17 protein-coding genes and 1 pseudogene are annotated in these 20,996 nt (G+C 59.2%); 5 read left to right on the top strand and 13 right to left on the bottom strand.

The features are described 5' to 3' along the window. Nucleotides 1-8: 8 nt before the first annotated feature. A complete protein-coding gene (locus tag D9V82_RS00315) occupies nucleotides 9-398 on the top strand; it encodes an ankyrin repeat domain-containing protein (RefSeq protein WP_121910436.1) in 390 nt (129 codons plus the stop codon). Next, entirely contained in the window at nucleotides 395-1,042 is a 648-nt protein-coding gene (locus D9V82_RS00310; RefSeq protein ID WP_121910435.1) for a LysE family translocator, read from the top strand. The genes D9V82_RS00315 and D9V82_RS00310 overlap by 4 nt, the downstream gene beginning before the upstream one ends. On the opposite strand, the gene D9V82_RS00305 is transcribed toward D9V82_RS00310, so the two are convergent. The 4 genes from D9V82_RS00305 to D9V82_RS00290 all read right to left on the bottom strand — a co-directional run bounded on the left by D9V82_RS00305 (nucleotide 1,039) and on the right by D9V82_RS00290 (nucleotide 4,471). Next, a complete protein-coding gene (locus tag D9V82_RS00305; protein WP_121910434.1) occupies nucleotides 1,039-2,400 on the bottom strand; it encodes a type II restriction enzyme in 1,362 nt (453 codons plus the stop codon). The genes D9V82_RS00310 and D9V82_RS00305 overlap by 4 nt on opposite strands. After that, complete coding sequence (locus D9V82_RS00300) at nucleotides 2,393-3,235, bottom strand: DNA adenine methylase (protein ID WP_121910433.1); 843 nt, start codon at nucleotides 3,233-3,235, stop codon at nucleotides 2,393-2,395. The genes D9V82_RS00305 and D9V82_RS00300 overlap by 8 nt, the downstream gene beginning before the upstream one ends. Before the next feature lie 213 nt (nucleotides 3,236-3,448). Next, nucleotides 3,449-3,712 carry a 30S ribosomal protein S20 gene (rpsT, locus tag D9V82_RS00295; protein ID WP_121910432.1) on the bottom strand — a complete coding sequence of 88 codons (264 nt, stop codon included), beginning with the start codon at nucleotides 3,710-3,712 and terminating at the stop codon, nucleotides 3,449-3,451. 222 nt (nucleotides 3,713-3,934) lie between these two features. After that, a complete protein-coding gene (locus tag D9V82_RS00290) occupies nucleotides 3,935-4,471 on the bottom strand; it encodes a type II toxin-antitoxin system PemK/MazF family toxin (RefSeq protein WP_121910431.1) in 537 nt (178 codons plus the stop codon). Nucleotides 4,472-4,489: 18 nt separating this feature from the next. Here D9V82_RS00290 and lepA point away from each other — a divergent pair, with 18 nt between their 5' ends. Further along, on the top strand, nucleotides 4,490-6,340 hold the full coding sequence (lepA, locus tag D9V82_RS00285) for a translation elongation factor 4 (protein WP_121910430.1): 1,851 nt from the start codon (nucleotides 4,490-4,492) through the stop codon (nucleotides 6,338-6,340). A gap of 697 nt (nucleotides 6,341-7,037) precedes the next feature. Here the strand turns inward: lepA and D9V82_RS00280 are convergent. Further along, nucleotides 7,038-8,027, bottom strand: coding sequence for an HNH endonuclease signature motif containing protein (locus tag D9V82_RS00280; RefSeq protein ID WP_121910429.1), 990 nt, complete (start codon nucleotides 8,025-8,027; stop codon nucleotides 7,038-7,040). 156 nt (nucleotides 8,028-8,183) lie between these two features. Between D9V82_RS00280 and D9V82_RS00275 the strand changes: the two genes are divergently transcribed. Beyond that, entirely contained in the window at nucleotides 8,184-9,560 is a 1,377-nt protein-coding gene (locus D9V82_RS00275) for a M20 metallopeptidase family protein (protein WP_121910428.1), read from the top strand. A 62-nt stretch (nucleotides 9,561-9,622) separates the two neighbouring features. Next, nucleotides 9,623-9,775, top strand: coding sequence for a hypothetical protein (locus D9V82_RS12120; RefSeq protein ID WP_167449697.1), 153 nt, complete (start codon nucleotides 9,623-9,625; stop codon nucleotides 9,773-9,775). A gap of 228 nt (nucleotides 9,776-10,003) precedes the next feature. On the opposite strand, the gene D9V82_RS00265 is transcribed toward D9V82_RS12120, so the two are convergent. The 8 genes and pseudogenes from D9V82_RS00265 to D9V82_RS00230 form a co-directional block, all read right to left on the bottom strand. After that, nucleotides 10,004-11,452, bottom strand: coding sequence for an ATP-binding cassette domain-containing protein (locus tag D9V82_RS00265; RefSeq protein ID WP_121910427.1), 1,449 nt, complete (start codon nucleotides 11,450-11,452; stop codon nucleotides 10,004-10,006). Then, entirely contained in the window at nucleotides 11,449-12,270 is an 822-nt protein-coding gene (locus tag D9V82_RS00260; RefSeq protein ID WP_121910426.1) for an ABC transporter permease, read from the bottom strand. Before D9V82_RS00260 ends, D9V82_RS00265 begins: the two co-directional genes overlap by 4 nt. Then, a complete protein-coding gene (locus D9V82_RS00255; RefSeq protein WP_121910425.1) occupies nucleotides 12,267-13,238 on the bottom strand; it encodes an ABC transporter permease in 972 nt (323 codons plus the stop codon). Before D9V82_RS00255 ends, D9V82_RS00260 begins: the two co-directional genes overlap by 4 nt. Then, a complete protein-coding gene (locus tag D9V82_RS00250; protein ID WP_121910424.1) occupies nucleotides 13,235-14,755 on the bottom strand; it encodes an ABC transporter substrate-binding protein in 1,521 nt (506 codons plus the stop codon). The genes D9V82_RS00255 and D9V82_RS00250 overlap by 4 nt, the downstream gene beginning before the upstream one ends. Before the next feature lie 168 nt (nucleotides 14,756-14,923). Further along, on the bottom strand, nucleotides 14,924-15,943 hold the full coding sequence (locus tag D9V82_RS00245; protein WP_121910423.1) for an LLM class flavin-dependent oxidoreductase: 1,020 nt from the start codon (nucleotides 15,941-15,943) through the stop codon (nucleotides 14,924-14,926). 197 nt (nucleotides 15,944-16,140) lie between these two features. Further along, entirely contained in the window at nucleotides 16,141-17,568 is a 1,428-nt protein-coding gene (gene brnQ / locus D9V82_RS00240; protein ID WP_121910422.1) for a branched-chain amino acid transport system II carrier protein, read from the bottom strand. 215 nt (nucleotides 17,569-17,783) lie between these two features. After that, nucleotides 17,784-18,914 (bottom strand): MalY/PatB family protein, encoded by a 1,131-nt coding sequence (locus D9V82_RS00235; protein WP_121910421.1) that lies wholly within the window; start codon nucleotides 18,912-18,914, stop codon nucleotides 17,784-17,786. Between the two features lie 42 nt (nucleotides 18,915-18,956). Beyond that, nucleotides 18,957-20,842 (bottom strand): annotated as a pseudogene (locus tag D9V82_RS00230) (ABC transporter ATP-binding protein). Nucleotides 20,843-20,996 lie beyond the last annotated feature (154 nt).

Genomic DNA, 20,996 nt, shown 5'->3' with positions numbered 1-20,996 from the left:
TAGAGTCCATGCCTGAGGAACAAGTGCAAGAATTCGCCCATCGGCTCTTCAACATGGCGCGGGAGGGAAGCCTGGATCTCCTGAACTATATTGACCAGGGCGTCAATATCAATCTGGTCAACCAAGACGGCCAGTCTTTTCTCATGCTTGCCGCCTACCACGGTCACGCTGATCTCGTGACCGCACTAGCAAGGGCCGGCGCCGACGTGAACTTGCTCAATGATCGCGGACAATCGCCCCTGGCAGGTGCTATCTTCAAAAAAGAAGATGCGGTTGTTGATGCCCTGCTAGACGCTGGCGCTTCTGCTACCGCCGGTCAACCAACCGCCATCGATTCGGCTCGCATGTTTGGCCGCGAGGATCTCCTCGGACGCTTGAAAGGCGAGTCCGCGCAGTGAGCTGGACATCCTTTTGCACCATTCTCTTGATGAACCTGGTGGGTGCGGCCTCGCCAGGTCCGGATATCATCCTCGTTACCCGCTATGCCACCAAATCGCGCCGCCATGCCATCGCCGCGGCTGCAGGCATTCAAATTGGCGTGTTTTTCTGGTGCGGTGCCACAGTCTTCGGTGCGGCCGCCCTTTTAACCGCTTTTCCCGGGATCCTGGGGGCGGTCCAGGCCATCGGTGGTAGCTTCCTTGTTTTCATGGGATGGCGGGCGCTGCGCAGCGGCTTGGAGCAACGTACCAACCCACCCGTTGATTTGGAGGACGCCGAGGCCAAGCTGGGTCGACTGCGCCATTCCTTCAACATGGGGCTGGCAACAAACCTTTCTAACCCGAAGATTGTGCTTTTCCTCGCTGCCATGATTGCCCCACAGCTACCGGCCTCACCACCGTTGTGGCTGGCCATCACGCTGACCCTGGCCCTGGCGCTAACGGCCTTTGCCTTCTTTCTCGTGGTGGCCACTGTAATTTCTACGAATGCGGTGCGCCGCAAGCTTATTGCCGCGGGCCCGTGGGTCGATATCGGATCCGGCTTGTTTTTCATCATTGCCGGCCTCGCGCTCGTAGTTGCCGGTGTGCAGCAGTTGATAGCCTAAAGCCCGGGCAGGGGTTGAGGATCGGCTTCTGCCACCACATCCAGCGCCCACTGGATCCACTGTTTTACCGTCGAGGCCCGGCGACTCGCCGTGACAGCGCCCAAGCCGAGTTCTTCTATCGCAGCCGCGATCTCGTGCGTTTCAGCGACCACCCCGCGCCGTAGGCTCATCTCCATCGCTTGCCGGAATACCCGCCGCGCCGCCAACGCGCGCAGTAGGGCAGCATTGCGGCCGTCGCGCCGCGGCTGTGTAATGGCTTTTTCGCCGCGAGGGGTGAGCTGATAGTGGCCATCGGCCAGCGTCATTAGCCCGAGGTAGCAGGCTGCATTCGCGTAGTAGTCTGCCTGGCGCAAATGAAAATCGTACTCGCCAGCAATTTCCTCCTTGCTCCTTGGTTGCTGCGCGATGAGCTCTACCAAGTTGACCACACGCTCAAAGCTATTGGCCTGCGGGAAAGGAATTCCCGTCGGCTCTGGCTCGGCATCGACGGAGCCCACAATACCCAGCGCATCGTCTACGCTGAGGTGCGAAGAGCTCAGGGCGTAGCGGGCGTGGTCTATGAGTGCGATGCTGCGAAAATCTGCGGGATCAGTGAAATCGTACCGATACAGGTGAAATATTCCATTAGAGTAGACCAAGAAAACGGGCACCACGGCTTTGGAAAGCCGTTGCTGGAAGCGCCGGTATGGAAAGTACAATTGCCGGATATTGAAGTCTTCCGAGATGTGGTTTTTGGCTTCCACAATTACCAAATGCTCGAGTGATTCGAAGCCACCGTCGATTTCCATCTGCGCGCGATCGACCTTGACCTTCACTCCCACACCCGGCACAGGAATCGTCATTTCGAGCGATGACATGCGCCCCGCGACGGTGGCCTGCAATGGTTTGCAACCCAAGAAGTGCTCTATCATGCCGCTTGCCGATGCCACATTCAACGCCATCGATTCCGAATTCACGCTCTCGATGTCAAGAGTGTCAAGGCCCGCGGGCATGTCCAACGTGCGCACGGAACCCGCCCCGGTGTGGGTGGGTTCCGGGAACCGTTCGTACATGTCCAACGGCCCGACGAAGTATTCGCTGCGGCTGACTGGGATGATTCCCAGGCCCAGTTTCTTGAAAATCCACGGCCTCGAGGTGGAAAAATCGTGCTTGGCCATGAGCCGCGGTTCTCGGCCCGATAACTCCTTGAGCTCCTTGGCCGAGAGGTAGAAATATCCGTTTTCCTCCAGCTGTTTTCCGAAACCTGCGGCCACAATGCGCAGCCAGCCCCAATCATCGAGGCCAAGCTTTTCCCCGTCCGGAACTCCGAATAGTGCGCGAAGTTCCCGCTGTTCGTGTGCACTTGGTGCTTTACCCATGGCTTATCTCGTAGTTGCGCACGAGCAATTCATCTACTTTGCCGCGGCGCGATCCCACGGAGTTAATGGCGCGGGTGGCGGCTACGGTGTCTATGAAAAAGTCTGTGTAGAGTTCGCGGATAAATTCCGTCGCGGAGTTGGAGAGGAGGAACTTCACCCCGCGGGCATCGAGATCATCGCATACGGCCTTCAGACGCTCTTGTTCTGCGCGGTCAAAACCGCCCTTTTGATAACCTGTAAAGGAGCTGGTGACGTTGACTGGGTCGTAGGGCGGATCGAAATAGACAAAGTCTCCTTCCTCAGCGCCGGCCACCGCCGCAGCGAAATCACCCCGCGTGAAGATGACCTCATTGCCCCGGAAATATTGGTGGACCCCGCGAAGCGTATCCGCGTCACAGATAGTGGGGTTCTTATAACGGCCAAACGGCGCATTAAATTGACCCGCAGAATTTACCCGGTACAGGCCGTTATAGCAGGTCTTATTCAGATATAGCGTCCGCGCGGCACGCTCTGTAGTGGAAAGCGCCGCGAACCGTTCCACATCGCGGTCGACCGCGCGCAGCTGGTAGAAAAAATCCGCATCGTTCGGGTAGGTCGATACGAGGCTGATGAGAGCCTCGACGTCTTCGCGTACCACCTCATATAAATTGATCAGTTCTGAGTTGAGGTCATTGACTCGCGCACTGGCTGGAGTCAGCGAAAATAAAACCGCGCCCCCGCCGATGAAGGGTTCATAATAACGCCGCGGTGTCCCAGCGGGTAGGGCGGCGTGAATGTGCGGCAAGAGCTGGCGTTTCCCGCCGGCCCATTTCACCAGAGACTTGACGTTGTTCATCGGTGACTTATCTTAGCCGCCCCTGCCGACGCGAACACGATTACCCTTACGAACATATATTCCCATATAAGGAGGTGACGTGCTGGGAAAAAATCACTCTGCACAAGGCGACGTTGTCTAGAATCCAAGCGGCGGTTGGCGCAATAAAAATCCCCCGAATAAGTCGCTGCATGCCAGCAGTACTTTATTCGGGGGAGGGAAGATGACTAGGGATTAGTCCATCTTGTTGAAGGCGGTTGCCATACCAGACTTCTTGTTAGCAGCAGCGTTGCGGTGGAAGACGCCCTTGGAAACGGACTTATCCAGTGCACGGGAAGCTACGCGCAGCTGCTTTTCTGCCGCAGCCTTGTCGCCAGCCTCTACGGCGGCGCGGAACTTGCGGATCTCGGTGCGAACGGCGGAGCGCACGCTCTTGTTGCGTTGACGAGACTTCTCGTTGGTCAGAACGCGCTTTTGCTTGGACTTGATATTAGCCATGAAATTACCTCTTGATAATCGAAGATGATTGATTAAGACACAAACCTGCCGGACGTGTCTCGCCATCCCCACTAGGTGTAGGGAAATGCGCCGGCGTTGGTATTCGAAGAGCGGACCCAAGGTCCTGCCCGCCCCGACCAACGCGCCCGGTAAGTAAGTAGCTTGCATATAGTAGCAGCGCAGCCGCGCATGAGCCAAGTCCGCAGCCGCTACACCACCGAATTACGCCCAGTGGTAGCGCGAGCGCAAGCGATTGGCAATCCTTTCAAACCTGCGCTCCGGAAAAAGAATGCCCTGGCGGCGCACCTGTTCTTCGGATACCTCCACTAAGCGGTCTAAACGCACCCAACAATTGCGTCCAGACGTGTCCCATTCGCCGCTGCCGATTTCTAGCCAGGCATCGTCAAGCGCATGCTCCGGGTTGGCGGAAATGAGCAGGCCTGTCACGGTGGTGCGGGTGCGCCCGACCACCAAAATGGCGCGCTCACGGGGAGGGGCCTGCTTGCAGTCCGCCGGCGTCCACATCCACACCACCTCGCCGGAATCGGCTTGGCCATCCATATCGGGGGAGAAGGAGATGGAACGGGGACGTGCCGCGGTGGCCTCAACCTGGATGGAGGCGACCTTGCGCGGCTCGTGGCTTTGGGTGGACCTGTCCAGCCCTAACTGGGAGTTGATGCGGGTGAGACCAGAGTCCACGGGCTCGCGCTCGCTGATTCCGAGCGCTTCGCGCAGACGGGTGAGCATGCCGGAATTCATGTCGACTATTGTAGACGTATGTCTGAAAACTTTGCGGCCACGACGTTTACGGATCCCGCCCGGATCCGTAACTTCTGCATTATTGCTCACATCGACCACGGAAAGTCGACGCTAGCAGACCGCATCCTGCAGCTATCTAAGGTGGTTGCGGAGCGCGATATGCGTGACCAGTTTCTCGATAACATGGATATCGAGCGCGAACGCGGGATTACTATTAAGGCGCAGAATGTTCGCCTGCCGTGGGTGCCGCACACTGGGGCGTCGGCAGGGGAGCAGATCGTCATGCAAATGATCGATACGCCCGGCCATGTGGACTTTACCTACGAGGTCTCCCGCGCGCTCGAGGCATGTGAGGGTGCCATCCTGCTTGTCGATGCTGCCCAGGGCATCGAAGCCCAAACACTTGCCAACCTGTACTTGGCGATGGAAAATGATCTGGAAATCATTCCGGTTCTCAACAAAATCGACTTGCCTGCAGCCGACCCGGATAAATATGCGCTGGAAATTGCCAATATCATCGGTTGCGAGCCCGAGGAGGTGCTGAAGGTATCGGGCAAAACCGGCGAAGGCGTGGTCGAGCTGCTCGATAAGGTCTGTGAGCTGGTGCCACCGCCGTCCTCGGAGCATGGGCCCGATGCGCCCGCACGGGCCATGATTTTTGACTCCGTCTATGACACCTACCGCGGCGTTGTGACCTATATCCGCATGGTGGACGGCAAGCTCACGCCGCGCCAGAAGGTGACGATGATGTCCACCAACGTCAACCATGAGCTGTTGGAAATCGGCATCGTTTCGCCCACGATGCAAAAATGCGAGGGCTTGGGTCCCGGCGAGGTGGGCTACCTCATTACCGGCGTGAAAGACGTGCGCGAGACTAAGGTGGGCGATACCGTCACTTGGTCCCACGGCGGCGCTGAGATCCCGCTCAAGGGTTATAAAGACCCTGATCCGATGGTTTATTCCGGACTTTTTCCCATCTCCCAGTCCGATTTCCCCGACCTGCGTGACGCGCTGGAAAAGCTACAGCTTAACGATGCCTCCTTGACCTTCGAGCCTGAAACGTCAGTCGCCCTGGGCTTTGGCTTTCGCTGTGGTTTCTTGGGCCTGCTGCACATGGAAATCACCCGGGACCGCCTGGAGCGTGAGTTTGGCCTCGACCTGATTTCTACTGCTCCGTCGGTGACCTACCGCGTGGTCGCCGAAGACGGCGAGGAAAGCTGGGTCCACAATCCCTCGGACTGGCCGGAGGGCAAGCTCAACGAGGTCTATGAGCCCGTCGTCTCCATGACGGTCATCGTGCCCGAACAATTCGTCGGCCCGACCATGGAGCTATGCCAATCCAAACGCGGCCAAATGGGCGGGATGGATTATCTGTCCGAAGACCGCGTGGAGCTGCGCTACACCATGCCTTTGGGCGAAATCATCTTCGACTTTTTTGACATGTTGAAATCCCGTACCAAGGGCTATGCCTCGCTAAACTACGAAGAGGCCGGCGAGCAGCAATCCGACCTTGTCAAGGTGGATATCCTCCTCAACGGCGACCCGGTCGATGCTTTTTCTGCCATCGTCCACCGCGACTCTGCCCAGTGGTACGGCAATAAGATGACCAAGAAGCTAAAAGAGCTTATTCCGCGCCAGCAATTCGAGGTCCCGGTCCAGGCAGCCATTGGTACCAAGGTTATCGCTCGGGAAAACATTCGGGCCGTGCGTAAGGACGTGCTGGCTAAGTGCTATGGCGGCGATATTTCGCGTAAGCGCAAGCTCTTGGAAAAACAGAAGGCGGGTAAGAAGCGCATGAAAACCTTGGGCTCCGTGTCAGTACCGCAGGAGGCCTTCGTGGCGGCCCTGTCGACGGATGCAGACGACTAGGTCCTGGCAAGCGCAGTGCAATAGCACTTTAACTTGTTAGTCAACAGCTTGTGCGGCGGCCGCTGCCCAAGAGCTCGGTTCATCTGCACCTTTAGGGCATTCCAGGGGCCGGGAATGTCCTTTTGGAGTACGTGCGGACTGCGGGGACGTGGCGTTAATTTTCGATTCGAAAGCTACCGATGGTTCTTCGGCGAGCCAGAGCTACTTCCTCCCGGTTTTCTCACGTTTAACTTGCGGTGGAAAATAAGATGAAGCCTCGCTCTCGCGCAGTGGTACTGTGACCCGCATTTGCTGTCACAACCTTCTTGGTCCCGGGTATCGAAGATGCCGATGAATTCGATTATTTCGACGCAGCTTCCCCGAAGCCTAAGAAGCCACCGAACTCCGTGTTCAACAACCCTATGGACATGACACCGTCTAGCTAACCTCGGGTTAATCGCGAACGCGCATTGTGCTTCTATCACCACACCAAGATCGTGGCCTGACCATGCTCCAGCGGGGTAAGCACGCCACAGCGCACTGCAGGCACACAGTTATTACAGTGGTTACAGCGTGCAAGGCTTATGGCTTGCCAAAGCGGCAACCGCTGGACCAGCGGTTGCTAATGGCGGTGGCAATTACCAGTGCGACGGTTGGCGGATCTGTGCTTTCTAAGGAAACGCAGAACTCCGCCCGGTAGAACGTCCAAGGCGGTCACCTAGCCGGGTGGCGAGGCCCAGGGAGGCAGCCATTCAATGCGGCCGTGATTGCGATGAAGGCGGCCGCGAACCGGTGGGGCGTGCGGGTCATCGTCGTTGACGCCGTTGTGATAGGGGCAAGCAATGGTCAGGTTGTCGATATTCGTCTCGCCGCCGTGCTTCCACGCTTGGAGATGGTGAACCTGGCATTTGTCGGCGGGATAATTGCATTCTGCCCATGGGCAGGAGGGGTTTTCGGCGGCGGCCATTAGCCGCTGCTTTTCGGAGGCGAATCGCGAGGTCCTATAGAGGTTGACTGGGCCCTCGAAGGGGTGAATGAGGGTGATTAGGCCTACCTCGGCAAGCTTTTTCTCCACCAACTTGGCCCCGGAAATTTCGGCACCATTGGTCATCTGTAGCGTCACCTCTTCGCCGCCGCCTTTTAAGATTTTATCCAGCTCATCAAGGTGGATCACAATATTGGTGCGTGCCACTGGGCGGGTGGCGCCATCACGGAAGAAGATGCGCTCTACGGCCTCGAGCGGGGAGTCCTCCCCAATGGTGGAGTGCAGGTCGGCGATGAAATCGGAATCGCCGGTAATAGACAGCGTGGACGGCCCACCTTTGCGTCGGGTCACGCGCACCCCGCGCTGAGGTTGGTGGGGAGGATACATCTCCTTGAGTCGAGTGCGCGCTAGCGTGTCGATGTCCCGCGACGTCACACACAACTCTGCCCGCAGCGCCCAAGCATCCCGCTGAGTCCTTGTGCGGGAGACGTATTTTTCAATCAGCTTGAGCGTGGTTAAGCAGTGCTTGGTCTCCCGGCATGTGCGCTGGCGTCGGGTGAAGGATGTCGGTCCGAAGTAGGCAGTGGCAAGCAGCAGTAATTCGCGCGATTCCTGCCGGGAAATACCGAGCCGTTGCAGGTCCGCTTCAGCAAGGCCAAAGACCTCGCCGAGAAGCTCCATCGGCGAGGTTAATTGGCGAGCGTAGTCTTGCAAGCGGGTCATGCTCGCGAGGTTAAGCCACCGTCCATCCTTGCAAAAGCCCGCTTACCCCGGCCTGTGGATAACTCGCCTCACGCGTCACATTTGGCACGGCACCTCCATTCACCCTGTGGATAACCTGCGGTATTGTCGAATAGGACAGCGAGTAAAGGAGCCCACATGACCGATCCCACGAAAAGCGTCCGCCCTCACCACCCCGGCCGTAAGTCCGGCCTGCGGCAAGCACAGAAGTTGCCGCCGCTACCGGTGACTCGGGCGCGCATCGGCACGCAGCTGGCCACGGAGATTTTTCAGGATATGGGCGAATCCATGGTGGAGGATCTGCAAAATATTCGGCGCGATTTACACCGCCACCCGGAAATTGGGCTGCATCTGCCGCGCACCCAAAAAAAGGTCCTTGAGGCGCTTGAAGGCCTGCCGCTCGAGATCCATGTAGGGCAGGATCTTAGTTCCGTGGTGGCGGTGCTGCGCGGCGGCAAGCGCGGCGAGCGGCCGGTATCGGTGCTGCTGCGCGCAGACATGGATGCGCTGGAGGTACACGAGCAGACCGGCAGCCCCTTTGCATCGATCAATGAGTACATGCACGCCTGCGGCCATGACCTACATACAGCGGGGCTAATTGGGGCGGCGCGTATGCTGAGCGAGCACCGCGAGGAGCTGCATGGCGATATCACCTTTATGTTCCAGCCCGGCGAGGAAGGCCCGGGTGGTGCGCAGCCGATGATCGAGGAAGGCGTGCTCGATGCCGCCGGCCGGCGCCCGATCGCCGCCTATGGTCTGCACGTGGGCCCGCAGGACCGGGGCACGTTCCACTATGTCCCCGGTCCGATGATGGCTAGCTCGTCCAACCTGACTATTACGGTGCTGGGAAAGGGCGGGCACGGGTCGCGCCCGCATGATGCTATTGACCCCGTCGCGGCGCTCGCGGAAATCCAGATGTCGCTGCAGACAGCACTAACCCGCCGCTTCGATGCGCTAGAACCCATTGTGATTACCGTGACCAACCTGTGGGCGGGCAATGGTGCCTATAACGCCATTCCAGATCGCGCGGCTCTGGGGGCGACGGTGCGCGTGCTTCGCGATGAAAAGATCGACGCTGTCCGCCAAATGATCACCGAGGTCTCCAGCTCGGTGGCTGCCTCGCACAGGTGTACCGCGCAAGTAGATTTCGAGGTGTTGTACCCGACGACGAAAACGAATCCGCGGGAGAATCAATTCGCAGCCACACTGTGGGGGCAAATGTTTGGCGCGGAAAATGTGCAGCCCTTCGAGGCCCCGATGATGGCCTCTGAGGATTTCGGCTATGTCCTCTCCCAAGTGCCGGGCACGTTTATGTGGATGGGCACCGCCAACCCTTCGACACCCGAAAACCAGCGCGAGTGGAACCACTCGCCGATGATGCGTTTCGATGACTCGGTGCTTGGCATGCAGGCGGCCGCGCTGGCAGCCGTGGCTTTCGAGCGCTTGGCCACCGAAAACGAGTACCCTTCCGCGCAGACCAAGACCATGCGTGATGCCGCCGGCGTGCAGCAATAATTCAACCCTGCTTGCTTTCCGGAACGGGTGTGTAGAGCAATAGTCGGACAGAAGTAGCCTGCGTGCTGGATGGCGATGTGCCGCTGGCAGAATTCGCGGGCGGTGGCGGGGGCACCGGCAGCCAGGGACTGGGTGGCGTGACGCTTAGAAATCAGCTCGCACTGCTGATCCCGGCGGTTGGCAAGGACCTCTTTGGGGTATCGATAAACAAGTAGCCCGAGCAGGGCGAAGGCACCAGGAAGCAGCAGCGCCGGGGATGCACGCAGCGCTAAGGCCACGCGCGGACAGTGGGCCACCGCACGGAGATGATATGACAATCGGTCAGCAACCGGTTCGTACTCGGTCATCGCGGGATAGGGTGCTCACGAGCCCGCCAGACTCCTTGCGCCAAAAAATATATACCGCACCCAACCTGTGCCGCAGTAAAAATCGCCCGGGCCGCTCTATTGCCCTGCGGCGGCGATAAGCTTGCGGGTGTAGTTGCTCGTGGGTGCGGACCACACGCGCTCGGTGGGGCCGTGTTCGACCAGCTCGCCGCGGTTGAGTACGGCGACCCTATCGCAGAGCCCGTGCACTACGGCAAGATTGTGGGTGACAAACAGCAGAGTCAGCCCGCGGTCCTCGATAAGACGGGCTAGCAATTCCAGTACCTGGGCCTGCACTGACATGTCGAGGGCGGAGACGGCTTCATCGGCAAGCAGGATGTCCGGTTCGCCGCACAGCGCGCGGGCGATGGAGATACGTTGGCGCTGCCCGCCGGAAAACTCGTGGGGATAGCGGTCGAGCGCAGTGCCGGGAATGCCTACCTCTCCTAATGCTGCTGCGGCGCGCTTACGCTGCTCGGTCTTGGACGGGCGCCCGGGCATGGCCTCGGCAATAGATTTCCAAATCTTGAGCCGCGGGTTTAGCGAGCCCTGCGGGTCTTGGAAGACCATTTGCACGCGCCCGTCCACGACGCTAGTTCCGGAGGTTGGTGCATCTAGTCCCGCTACAATTTTGAGCAGGCTGGTCTTGCCAGAACCGGAGCCGCCGACGATACCGAGCCGCTCGCCGCGGCGCACGCGGAGATCGATCCCCGTTAGCGCGACCTGGGAGCCATGCTGCTTGCTGATGCCCTCTAGTAACACCATGTCCTTTTCCCCACTCGCCGGGGTGAGGGCAAAGTTCGGCGGCTGCGAGGCCGAAACCAGTTTTCGGGTATAAGCGTGGCGTGGCTGCATAAGCACGCGTGCGGTGAGGCCTTCCTCGACGATGTGGCCATCGCGCATGACTAACACACGCGGGCACATGCGCTGAATGACGTTGAGATCGTGGGAGATAAAAAGCAGCGCGGTGCCATGTTGTTTAGTCACGCGCTCGATGGCGCGAAGGACCCCGTCTTGCGTGGTGGCATCGAGGGCGGTGGTGGGCTCGTCGCAAATGAGAACGTCGGGGCTTCCCGCCATGGCCATGGCTAAGAGTACGCGTTGTCGCTGCCCGCCAGACAGCTGGTGTGGGAAGCGGGAAGCGAGATCGGCGTCGAGGTCGACCTCTTCTAAGGCTGCGACGATATCGCGCGCGCCGGCGTGGGTAAGCTGGGCGCTAATGCGCATCAAAGGATCCAGCGCGCTCATGGGTTCTTGGAAGACCATGGACATGGTCTTCCCCCGTAGCGGGCGGATGGCGGCATCGCGCGCGCCAACGATCTGGTGATCAGCTACCGTGATCTCGCCGGCGGCGGCAATGCCCGAGGGTAGTAGCCCGATAATGGAGAGCGCGGTCAGTGATTTACCAGAGCCGGATTCGCCGATGATGCCGAGTTTTTCGCCCGCCTTGAGCTCGAAGCTAAGCGGGCCCACGAGGGAAGATTCGGAGGCGCTGAGGCTGAGATCGCGCACGCTTAACAGGCTCATCGCGTGGCTCCTTTCATGCGGGGGTCGAGGGCGTCACGGAGGGCATCACCAAGCAAGTTAAAGCCCAAGACCGTGGCGACGATGGCAAGTCCTGGCCAGAGGGCCTGGAGGGGGTCGGTGCTCAGCAGCGATTGGGAATCCTGCAGCATGCGGCCCCACGAGGCAGCCGGGGGAGGCGTGCCCAAACCGAGATAGGACAGGCCCGCCTCCGCGAGGATGGCGAGGGCAAAATACACCGAGGCCTGGACGATGATGAGCCCCGCGATATTCGGCAGCACGTGGCGCACCGCAACTTTCCATCCCGGCACGGCGGAGATGCGGGCGGAGGCGATATAGTCCTGCGTGACCACCTGCAGCGTCCCAGAACGCGCTACCCGGGCGAAGTACGGGATGCCGGAGATACCGATGGCAATCATGGCCGTCAGGGTCGATGGGCCCCAGACAGCGCCGGCAATAATGGCGAGCAAGAGAGCTGGGAAGGCGATTATCACGTCGGCGCCGCGCATGACCAGCGTTTCTACCCAGGTGCCGCGGCGCATTCCGGCCATAATGCCAAGCGGGATGCCGATTAGACCTGAGATGCCGACGGCGATAAGCCCTACGAAGACCGTGATTTTCGCGCCCGCCATGAGGCGCGAGGCGGTATCGCGGCCGAAGCGATCTGTGCCCAGGAGGTGATCTGCGGTGGGGCCGGATAGCCGGCTCCCCGGCTGCGCCAGGGTGGGATCGTACGGAGTCCATACCAGCGCTACAAGAGCAATTACTACGACCGCGCCGACGAGTGCGGCACCGAGCCAACCAGAAAAACGCATGTTCATCGCGCGTCACCTGCTTTGATTCGAGGATCGATGAGGCGGTAGGCGACATCGGTGAGCATGTTGACTGCCAGCGCAAAGGTAACCAGCAGCATAACGAGGGTCTGCACCGTGGTCAGATCGCGCACGGAGACCGCATCAAGCAGCATGGAACCCACGCCGGGGATAACGAAGACGGATTCAATGACCACGGCGCCTACCACCATTGAGGTCAATTGCAGGCCAGAAACCGTCAGTACCGGCAGGGCGGCATTGCGTAGCCCGTGGCGGCGCAGCGCCTCCCGTGGGGAATCACCCAGGGCGCGCGCGGTGCGGATATAGTCTTGGTCCATAACATCGAGCATTGAGGAGCGCATATAGCGCGTGAGCATGGCGCCTTGGACCAGGGCCAAGGCGATGACCGGCAGGATCAGGTGGCGGAGGAAATCACCCACGCCGCGGTTGGGTGGCACCCAGCCATTGGCCGGAAGCCAGCCCAGGTGGACGGCAAAGATAGCCACCAAGATGATGCCTACCAAAAAGCTTGGCACGGCGATGCCCAATTGCGTTCCCGCAGATACTAAGCCGGCAACCCGCGAATTGCGGTTATGCGCCAGCCACATGCCGATGGGAATCGCGCAGGCCAGCGCCAAGGCCATGGCCAGGCCGATGAGGATGAGCGTGACCTGCAAGCGGTCAACAACGAGCGGGGTGATATCCTGCTGCGAGGACAGCGACTTGCCAAAATCGCCAGTGGCAAGGCCCCTCATCCAATCGCCGTACTGTGCGAGCAGCGGTCGGTCAAGGCCGAGTCCTGCACTGAGCTTAGCGATGGCGTCCTCAGTGGCGTTGACCCCCAACGCGACGCGCGCCGGGTTGCCGGGCACTGCGCGCATGAGCGCGAAGATAATGAGGGAGGCGAGAAAAAGCGTGAGCACAAAGCGCAGCAGCGGCCGGATTATGGCCTGCCCGGTTGTTCGAGAGGTACTCATTGGTCCTCCTGGGTGTCGGTGAGATCGCGCAGGACGATTGCGTCGGTAACCTGATCTGTGTGTAAGCCGCTGATGCCGTGGCGCGTTAAAACGACATTCGGCATATTCATCACGGTCAGTGCCCCCGCATCGGCCATGATCTCGTCCACGGCCTGTGTCATGAGGCGGGGATAATCTGCAGGTGCGGCGGTATCGGCCTTATCGAGCAGCTCGCGTGTGCGAGCGGAGTCGTAATTTAGGTAGTAATCCGGGTTGCCAAAAAGCGCTGGCACATCGCGGGCCTCCACGTGGGAGATAATCGACATTTGGTAGTCCTTGGCACCGTGGACCTGGCCCAGCCACACGGCGGGGAACTCGGCGCTTTCGAGGGTGACGTCGAAGCCGACATCGGAAAGCTGCGAATACAGCAGCTCGGAGATAGCCTGGGCGTAATAAAGCGTGGGCACGGTAACGGTGAGCTGGGTACCCTGGGCGTCGGCTTCGGCAAGTAGCGAGCGGGCTTTATCCGGGTTGAAGCCGTAATAGTTCTTGCCCTCAAACCAAGGGTCGGTAGGCGGGATGGGCGCGCCGCCGGTATCGGTGGCCATGCCAGACCACACGATGTCATTGGCGGCCTGGCGGTCGACGGCGTAGGCCACGGCCTGCCGCACTCGTGGATCGTCGAAGGGGGCGCGGTCATTGTTCATTGATAGCAGCACCTCACCATTGGTGGTGCCTACGTTGACGTCGATGGAATCATCCAAGGAATCGAGGATTTCGGGGTTGCCCACGCCCCAGACAACGTCCACGCCGCCCGAGCGCAGCGCGGTGACCGAGGAAATGGCATCGGGGAAGTAGCGTACCGTGACATCGTGTGCAGACGGCGTGCCCCAATAATCATCGCGCTTGTGCAAGGAGATGAATTCCGAGGGCGAAAATCCCGCAACCTCGTAGGGTCCGGTACCAATAGGTTGGGCTGCGAGATCATCCATTCCGTGCGGCGACATCATCGCGCCGATGGTGGTGCCCATGGACCACAGCCAGCCATTGGAGGGCTTGGAAAGGCGCACCTTGAGGGTGTGGTCATCCACTGCGGTGGCGGTATCGACGGGATCCATGGCGGCGGAAATGCCGTTGGCCCAGTCATTTTTTACGTAATTAATGGAAAAAGCGGCGGTTTGAGCGGTGAAAGGGTCGCCGTTGGAAAAGGTGACGTCATCGCGCAGGTGAAAAGTATAGGTCTTCGCATCCTTGCTGATGTCCCATTCTTTGGCTAAGCCTGGGGTAATGGAGCCGTCTTCATCGATGCGCACCAAGGTCTCATAGACGTTATCCATGAGAACCGAGGGCGCGGCGGCCCCACCCGTGGTGGTAAAATCTAGCGAGGTTGCCCCAGAACTGGAAGCCACCGTCAGGGCGGCGTCGTCTCCGGAAGTATCTACCACCGCCGTATGGCCCGCTGAACAAGCTGTTACCGTGCCCAGCACTGCCACCATCGCGATACAGCCCAGCGCTGAGCGCGCACGCAAAATTTTCATAGATGAAGAATAACTTGTGTATTAGTAAGCACATAAATGTCTGATAACCATTCGGGGGGAGACGCATTTGCCATGAATTAGGGCAATCTCGGCGGCAGTTCCCAGGGCGAATTAGGGGGGCGCTGAGCGGTCAGCGCGGCGGCGCTAGACCGCTGGATACAGTGCGGTTTAGCGCGTGGTACCAGCCACATTGGCCGAATCGAGCTGCCAGCCCTTGGCCAACACGCGCATATTCTGGATGACATTCTCGTGCGAACTCGACTGCAGAGAAATCATGAGCTCATCTGCCTTGGCGTGCTCTTGAAACTTCTCCAAGTATGCGGTGACTTCCTGGGTGGTGCCGACCGCAGAGTAGCGCAGCATATCCAAGATTTGCTGGCCTTGGTAGGACGCGATGATTTGCTCTACCTGCTCATCGGTCAAGAACTTGCCACGGCCAGCGAAAGCCTTGACGCGGTTGAAGCACACGCGCTCGTATTCGGCTTCCGCCTCGTGCATGGTATCAGCGGCCGTGACATTTACTCCGGCGATGACATACGGCTTGGTAAACCGTTCAGAAGGCTGGAAGTTTTCCCGGTAGTAGGTGGTAGCCTCCTCGAGGTGCTGCGGGGCGAAGTGGGAAGCAAAGGCGTATGGCTGGCCAAGTTTTGCCGCTAGCGAAGCACCGAACATGGATGAGCCCAGAATATAGATGGGAACGTTCGTATTCGCGCCGGGAACCGCGCTGACCCCGGGGATATAGCTCTTGCCCTCCAGATAAGCTTTGAGCTCTTGGACATCTTCTGGAAAGCGCTCGGCGGATTGACCATCGCGGCGCAGCGCCCGGCCTAAGGTATTCATGTCCGTGCCGGGGGCACGGCCGACACCTAGGTCGATGCGATCCGGGTACATCTCCTCGAGGGTGCCGAATTGCTCGGCGATGACGTAGGGCGAGTGGTTGGGCAGCATCACGCCGCCGGAGCCCAACCGTATGCGCTGCGTTTTGGCACCAATGTGCGCGATGAGGACGGCAGGCGCAGAGGACATAATGGATTTCATATTGTGGTGTTCGGTGTACCACATGCGGGAATACCCCAGTTTTTCGGCTTCTTGGGCCAATTCCACCGACCGGTTAATGGATTGGGCAGGGGTTTCACCGTCATAGATGGTGCAAAAATCCAATACGGAAAGTGGCGCGTGATAAGTCATGGGAAAGTAATCCATTTCTCGCGGAGATAGTTCTTGTAGTGCAACGGTACGCAGGGTGGCACTATTCCGTATTTATCCGCGATTATCTCGCGCGCGCCTGAGAACCACGCGCGTTGGCGCGCCTGCCCGGTCGCAGACGAAAACCCCACCGTGTGACCCACAGAAGGCGGGCCCGCGGCGGGGTGGGGAAAAGGAGCTTAGTTCTTTGGCGATGCTGCGGCATCGAGTGGGGAGTCGACGACGACATCGCCATCAGCATCGGCCGCCGCGGTCACGGAGTTGGAGTGTTTCTGGTCGGTCTTGGTGGAGACATCGACTATTAGCCCAATGACTGCAGCGATGATGGTAGGCATAATCCAGCCCAAATCCACTGCTTGGCCCGGTGCCAGCGATAAGACGGGTTCCAGGGCGCCGGTACCCCAACCCTGGGCGGAAATGACGGTCAGGGCGGACCAAATAACTGATGTCCACAGGGCCAGGCGGTAAGTCCAGTAGAACACGACGGACTGTTTGACCACCGCCTGGATAAGTGTAAGCAGAATGAGGGAGATAGCTGGTGGGTACAAGAAGATGATAAACGGCACCGCGATGGACAGCACGGTATCGAGCCCTTGGAAGGCAAAGAGGATGGACATCGCGGTGAAGGTGCAAGCCCACAGGTGGTAGCTCGTTTTTGGTACTAGCATCTCGAAGAATGCGGAGGTGGCGGTGATAAGGCCCACCGCGGTGGTCAGGCAGGCGAGGACGACGATGGTGGAGAAGAGGGCTTGGCCAAAGGTGCCCATGGTGAGATTTGCGGCCTCGGCAAGGAGCGGCGCACCGGATTCATAGGACTGGCCATCGGGCAAAGTTTGGCCCACCCAGGCTAGCCCGAGGTAGATGGCGGCCAGCAGGCCACCGGCGACTAGCGCTGCAGTGATGGTGCCCTTGACCAGGGAGTTGTGGGTTTTAAAGCCCTTGGAGCGCAGGGAACCGACGATGACGATGGAAAAGGCCAGGCCGGCGATGGCATCCATGGTGTTGTAGCCTTCGAAAAGGCCAGTGACCATGGGAGCAGAGGTGTATTCCTCGGTGGGCATCTGGGGATCGCGCGGGTTATTCAGCGCGGCAAGAATAATGAGGACGACCAGCAGTGCAACCAGCGCCGGGGTGAGGAATTTGCCCAGCGTATCGATGATGGAATTGGGCTTCCACGCCAGGCCTAGCGCGACGAGGAAGAAGACCGTATTGAATACACCGCTGGCGATGGTGCCTTCCCAACCTAAAAGGGGAGTGATGGCTGTTTCCATGGATACCGCGCCGGTACGCGGTAGCGCGTAGAAAGCGCCGATGGATAGGTAGGCCATGGCGGAAAAGAGCACGCCGAAGATAGCGCCGCCATTAGCGCCTAAGTCGCGCACGGAGCGGCCCGAGATAGCGACCGCTATGATGGCGAGGACGGGCAAGATAACGCCGGCGGCGAGGAAGCCCAACACTGCGGGCCAGAAGTTGGTGCCGGCGGAAACGCCCACCATCGGTGGGAAAATAAGATTGCCGGCGCCGAAGAACATCGAAAAGAGCATGAGCGAGGCAATGACAACGGTCGCCTTGCTCTGGGGGGTGCCTGAGGCAGTGGGGGTAGCCATCGCGGCTCCTTAAATAGTGCGTACTAAAACCCTCAGCCGCGCCGGAGCCCTGGTGGCAGAGGCGCGGGCGAGAACATGAATTCTGTAGTCCTATAGGGACTATTCGTGTAATGAGATACTACTGCCCACCTACTGAGAAATCAAAGCATGCTGGAAATGTAATAAAAGCCCCACCGCGTATGCGATGGGGCGAGGGAGAAAAAATCGGTCCAGACCTAATCGAGCTCGGCGAAGGCCTTCTGCATGCGGTCGAGGGCTTCACTGAGGATTTCGCGGGAGGTGGCGAAGTTTAACCGCGCGTGGCCGGATCCGCCGGTACCAAAGGTATCGCCCTCGTTGAGGGCAACGCGGGCGTTATCGCGCAGCCACTTGGCCGGTTGCGGATTGCCAGCGATGGCGGTATTCGAAAAGTCCAGCCATAGCAGGTAGGTGGCCTGCGGTCGCGAGGTCTTCAGCCCGGGAATGCGCTGTGGCAGTTCTTTCACTAGCCAGTCGCGGGTCTCGTGCAGGTACGCAATTTCCTTGTCCAGGAAGTCTCCGCCGTGGCGGTAGGCGGCCTCGGCGGCAAGCACGCCCAAGGTGCCGGTGCCGTCTTTGGCGACGCCGGTTAGCCCATTCCACTTCTGAGCATCGGCGGCATTAGAAAAGATGATCTGTGCGCATTTTAGGCCTGCGGTATTAAAAGCTTTAGAGGTGGCGGTAACGGTGATGGTGCGCTGCGCGGCTTCCTCACCAAGTGATGCCACCGGGATGTGCTTTCCTTCATACACCAGTGGGGCATGGATCTCATCGGCTAAGATACGGGCATCGTATTTCTCCGCCAATTCGACCAGCCTGCGGAGATAGTCTTCTGAAAAGACGTGGCCATGCGGGTTATAGGGATTGGCCAAGAGAATCGAACCGGCACCGTCGCGGAAGGCCTGTTCGATCTCATCGAGCTCGAGGCTGGTCTCGAACTTTTCGCGCCCGGCCGTGCGGGGGAGCTCCAGTAGCGGTGGGTAGGAGGGAACCGGTACGATCACCGGAGAATTATCGCGGGTAAAATACTGCACGCCGAGCAAGAGGCCGCGGACGACATCGCCTATCCAAAAGATGCGATCGGCAGCAGGGCGCCAGGCATAGCGCTCCGCATAGAAATCGGCGACCGCCTCGGGCAGCCCCGAGGCCTTGGGGGAGGGGGTATAGCCGAAGGTTTCATTGTCCACCATCTCCTGCAGCGCCTGTTTGACGGCGGGGGCGGTGGGGAAATCGGACTCCGCGATCCACAGCGGGAGGACGTCTTCATCAAACACGGTCCACTTGCGGGTACCGCGGGCGTGCAACTCGTCTAGGCTAGGAAACTGCATGCACACAAGCTTAACGCTTTAAGCACAGTAGTCCCAGTGGATTTATTCGCTTGCTTCTTCGTGCTTGCTGTACGAATTCGCGCCGGTGACAAAGCCGTACTTTTTGAGCCGTCGGCGGTCCGAGGCGGAGCTGGATTGGGTAAGTCTAAGTAGTTCGCCGTACAGGCCGCCGGTCTGTGCGAGCTCGGCAGGCGAGCCCATTTCATCAATCCGCCCCGCCTTGAGGGTAATGACGGTATCGACATCCGCGATGGTGGATAGGCGGTGCGCGATAATGAGCGTGGTCCGGCCCTTCATTAGCTCATCGAGGCCGGCTTGGACAGCGCGTTCGGCCTTGGTATCAAGAGCAGACGTCGCCTCATCCAGTACCAGGATGGGTGCGTCCTTGAGCATGGCGCGCGCGACGGAGATACGCTGCTTCTGTCCGCCGGAAAGCTTCAGCCCGCGCTCGCCGATGACCGTGTCATAGCCATCCGGGAAGGACTCAATGAAATCATGGGCATTGGCGCGCTTGGCGGCGGCCACAATTTCTTCCTCGGCGGCCCCGGGCTTGCCATAGGCAATATTATCGCGGATGGTACCCGAAAAAGGTAGGACTCCTGGAAGACCACACCGACGGACGCGCGTAAGCGGGAAGCGGTCAGGTCATCGATACGGTAGCCCAATACATCGAGGTGGCCGGCCGAGGGATGATAGAGGCCCAGCAGTAAGTTAACCAGGGTGGATTTACCGCCGCCCGATTCACCCACAAGAGCTACCTTCTGCCCCTCGTGCGCGCTAAAGGAGATATGTGCAACGACTGGCTTTCCTTCCTCATAGGCAAAAGTGACGTTATCGAAGGCAAAGACCGGCGCGCCGGGTATGGGCTTCAATGGGCGGGTGGGGCTGAGATTTAGCTCGGGGGTACCGGAACCCGTGATAGCGGCGACCAGCTCGCGCGGGGCGGTGGGCTCTAGGTCTTCTGCCATGACCGTGAAGTAGTCGCGCGAGCCAGCGATGGCGCGCTGAGCCGTGTCTATCATCCAGCTCATCATGAATACGGGTTGTTTGGCCATGGTGACCATCTGCAAGAGCATGACCATATCGCCGATGGAGAAATGGCCTTCGAGAGTGCGCCAAAAAATAACTGCGTAAAGACCCAAAAAGATAGCGGCCATGGCGACACCGCGGAGGGAATCCATCACGTGCCACCAGCGGGACTGTGGCCGCGTGGTATCGACTACGGTGCCATAGCGCTGGGCAAAATGATCCAGCTCGCGGGATTCGGCGACGAAGGATTTAGTGACCTTGACCTGGCCTATGACCTCAGCAAACCGGCCATTGGCCTGGTCGATGTTATCGTTTTTAATCGCCTCAAATTTTTGCCAGCGCTTCGAGGTCAGCGCGGTCAGCCACATATAAATGGGGAACAGCAGTGCCAATAGGATTGCCAGCGGCCAGTAGTACCAGGCGGTAATGGCCAAGACTGCGATGGTTTGGAGGATCATCGTAAAAAAGTTATTGGCAAAGGACTGGATAAATTGCGTGATATTCGCAATGGAGCGATCCAGCCGGGCAATGATGGTGCCGGTGACCTGGTTGTCGTAAAAGCCCTGTGGCAGCGCCAGGAGCTTAGCAAAATAGCGGTTGGATAAAATTTGGCGTAGGCGCGAGACCATGACATCGCCGATATAGCTGCCGACATTGCGGAATAAAGCGTTGGCGGCATCTGCCAGGAACAGGGCGAGGGCTAAGAAAAGGACGGAACGTAGGGCATCGCCAAGCGACTCGTTTGTGTGAAGAGCCGCCACGACGATGTCGGTGGCTTCCCTGGTGAGGAAAGGGGAAATGAGCGCAAGGATGGCGGTGACCATCGCTGCGAGCAAGACACCGAGGTAGTAGGGCCATAGGGCAGAGGTGCTGCGGGTAATGCGTAGCAGGGATTTCATGGAGAGGTGCTCGATTCGAAGACGCGTGGAGAGGGAAGCTAAAAGAGACGAACCAGTATGCCACACGCCACGGCGCGCAGCCCTGATACGAACCTTGGGCGGGATTTCGGCTAAAGTATTTGTGCAGAAATAAAAGTTATCCTCGCGTGCAAAG

Source organism: Corynebacterium macginleyi (assembly GCF_003688935.1).
Lineage (GTDB): Bacteria > Actinomycetota > Actinomycetes > Mycobacteriales > Mycobacteriaceae > Corynebacterium > Corynebacterium macginleyi.
This window is presented reverse-complemented; position numbering and strand designations above follow the sequence as displayed.

Bases quoted from the DNA above. Each gene is read 5' to 3' on its own strand.
- D9V82_RS00255 (WP_121910425.1), bottom strand. From the start codon at position 13,238: ATGAGTACCTCTCGAACAACCGGGCAGGCCATAATCCGGCCGCTGCTG.
- rpsT (WP_121910432.1), bottom strand. From the start codon at position 3,712: ATGGCTAATATCAAGTCCAAGCAAAAGCGCGTTCTGACCAACGAGAAG.
- D9V82_RS00290 (WP_121910431.1), bottom strand. From the start codon at position 4,471: ATGAATTCCGGCATGCTCACCCGTCTGCGCGAAGCGCTCGGAATCAGC.
- D9V82_RS00280 (WP_121910429.1), bottom strand. From the start codon at position 8,027: ATGACCCGCTTGCAAGACTACGCTCGCCAATTAACCTCGCCGATGGAG.
- D9V82_RS00235 (WP_121910421.1), bottom strand. From the start codon at position 18,914: ATGCAGTTTCCTAGCCTAGACGAGTTGCACGCCCGCGGTACCCGCAAG.
- brnQ (WP_121910422.1), bottom strand. From the start codon at position 17,568: ATGGCTACCCCCACTGCCTCAGGCACCCCCCAGAGCAAGGCGACCGTT.
- lepA (WP_121910430.1), top strand. From the start codon at position 4,490: ATGTCTGAAAACTTTGCGGCCACGACGTTTACGGATCCCGCCCGGATC.
- D9V82_RS00250 (WP_121910424.1), bottom strand. From the start codon at position 14,755: ATGAAAATTTTGCGTGCGCGCTCAGCGCTGGGCTGTATCGCGATGGTG.
- D9V82_RS00265 (WP_121910427.1), bottom strand. From the start codon at position 11,452: ATGAGCCTGTTAAGCGTGCGCGATCTCAGCCTCAGCGCCTCCGAATCT.
- D9V82_RS00245 (WP_121910423.1), bottom strand. From the start codon at position 15,943: ATGACTTATCACGCGCCACTTTCCGTATTGGATTTTTGCACCATCTAT.
- D9V82_RS00305 (WP_121910434.1), bottom strand. From the start codon at position 2,400: ATGGGTAAAGCACCAAGTGCACACGAACAGCGGGAACTTCGCGCACTA.
- D9V82_RS00300 (WP_121910433.1), bottom strand. From the start codon at position 3,235: ATGAACAACGTCAAGTCTCTGGTGAAATGGGCCGGCGGGAAACGCCAG.
- D9V82_RS00315 (WP_121910436.1), top strand. From the start codon at position 9: ATGCCTGAGGAACAAGTGCAAGAATTCGCCCATCGGCTCTTCAACATG.
- D9V82_RS00260 (WP_121910426.1), bottom strand. From the start codon at position 12,270: ATGAACATGCGTTTTTCTGGTTGGCTCGGTGCCGCACTCGTCGGCGCG.
- D9V82_RS00275 (WP_121910428.1), top strand. From the start codon at position 8,184: ATGACCGATCCCACGAAAAGCGTCCGCCCTCACCACCCCGGCCGTAAG.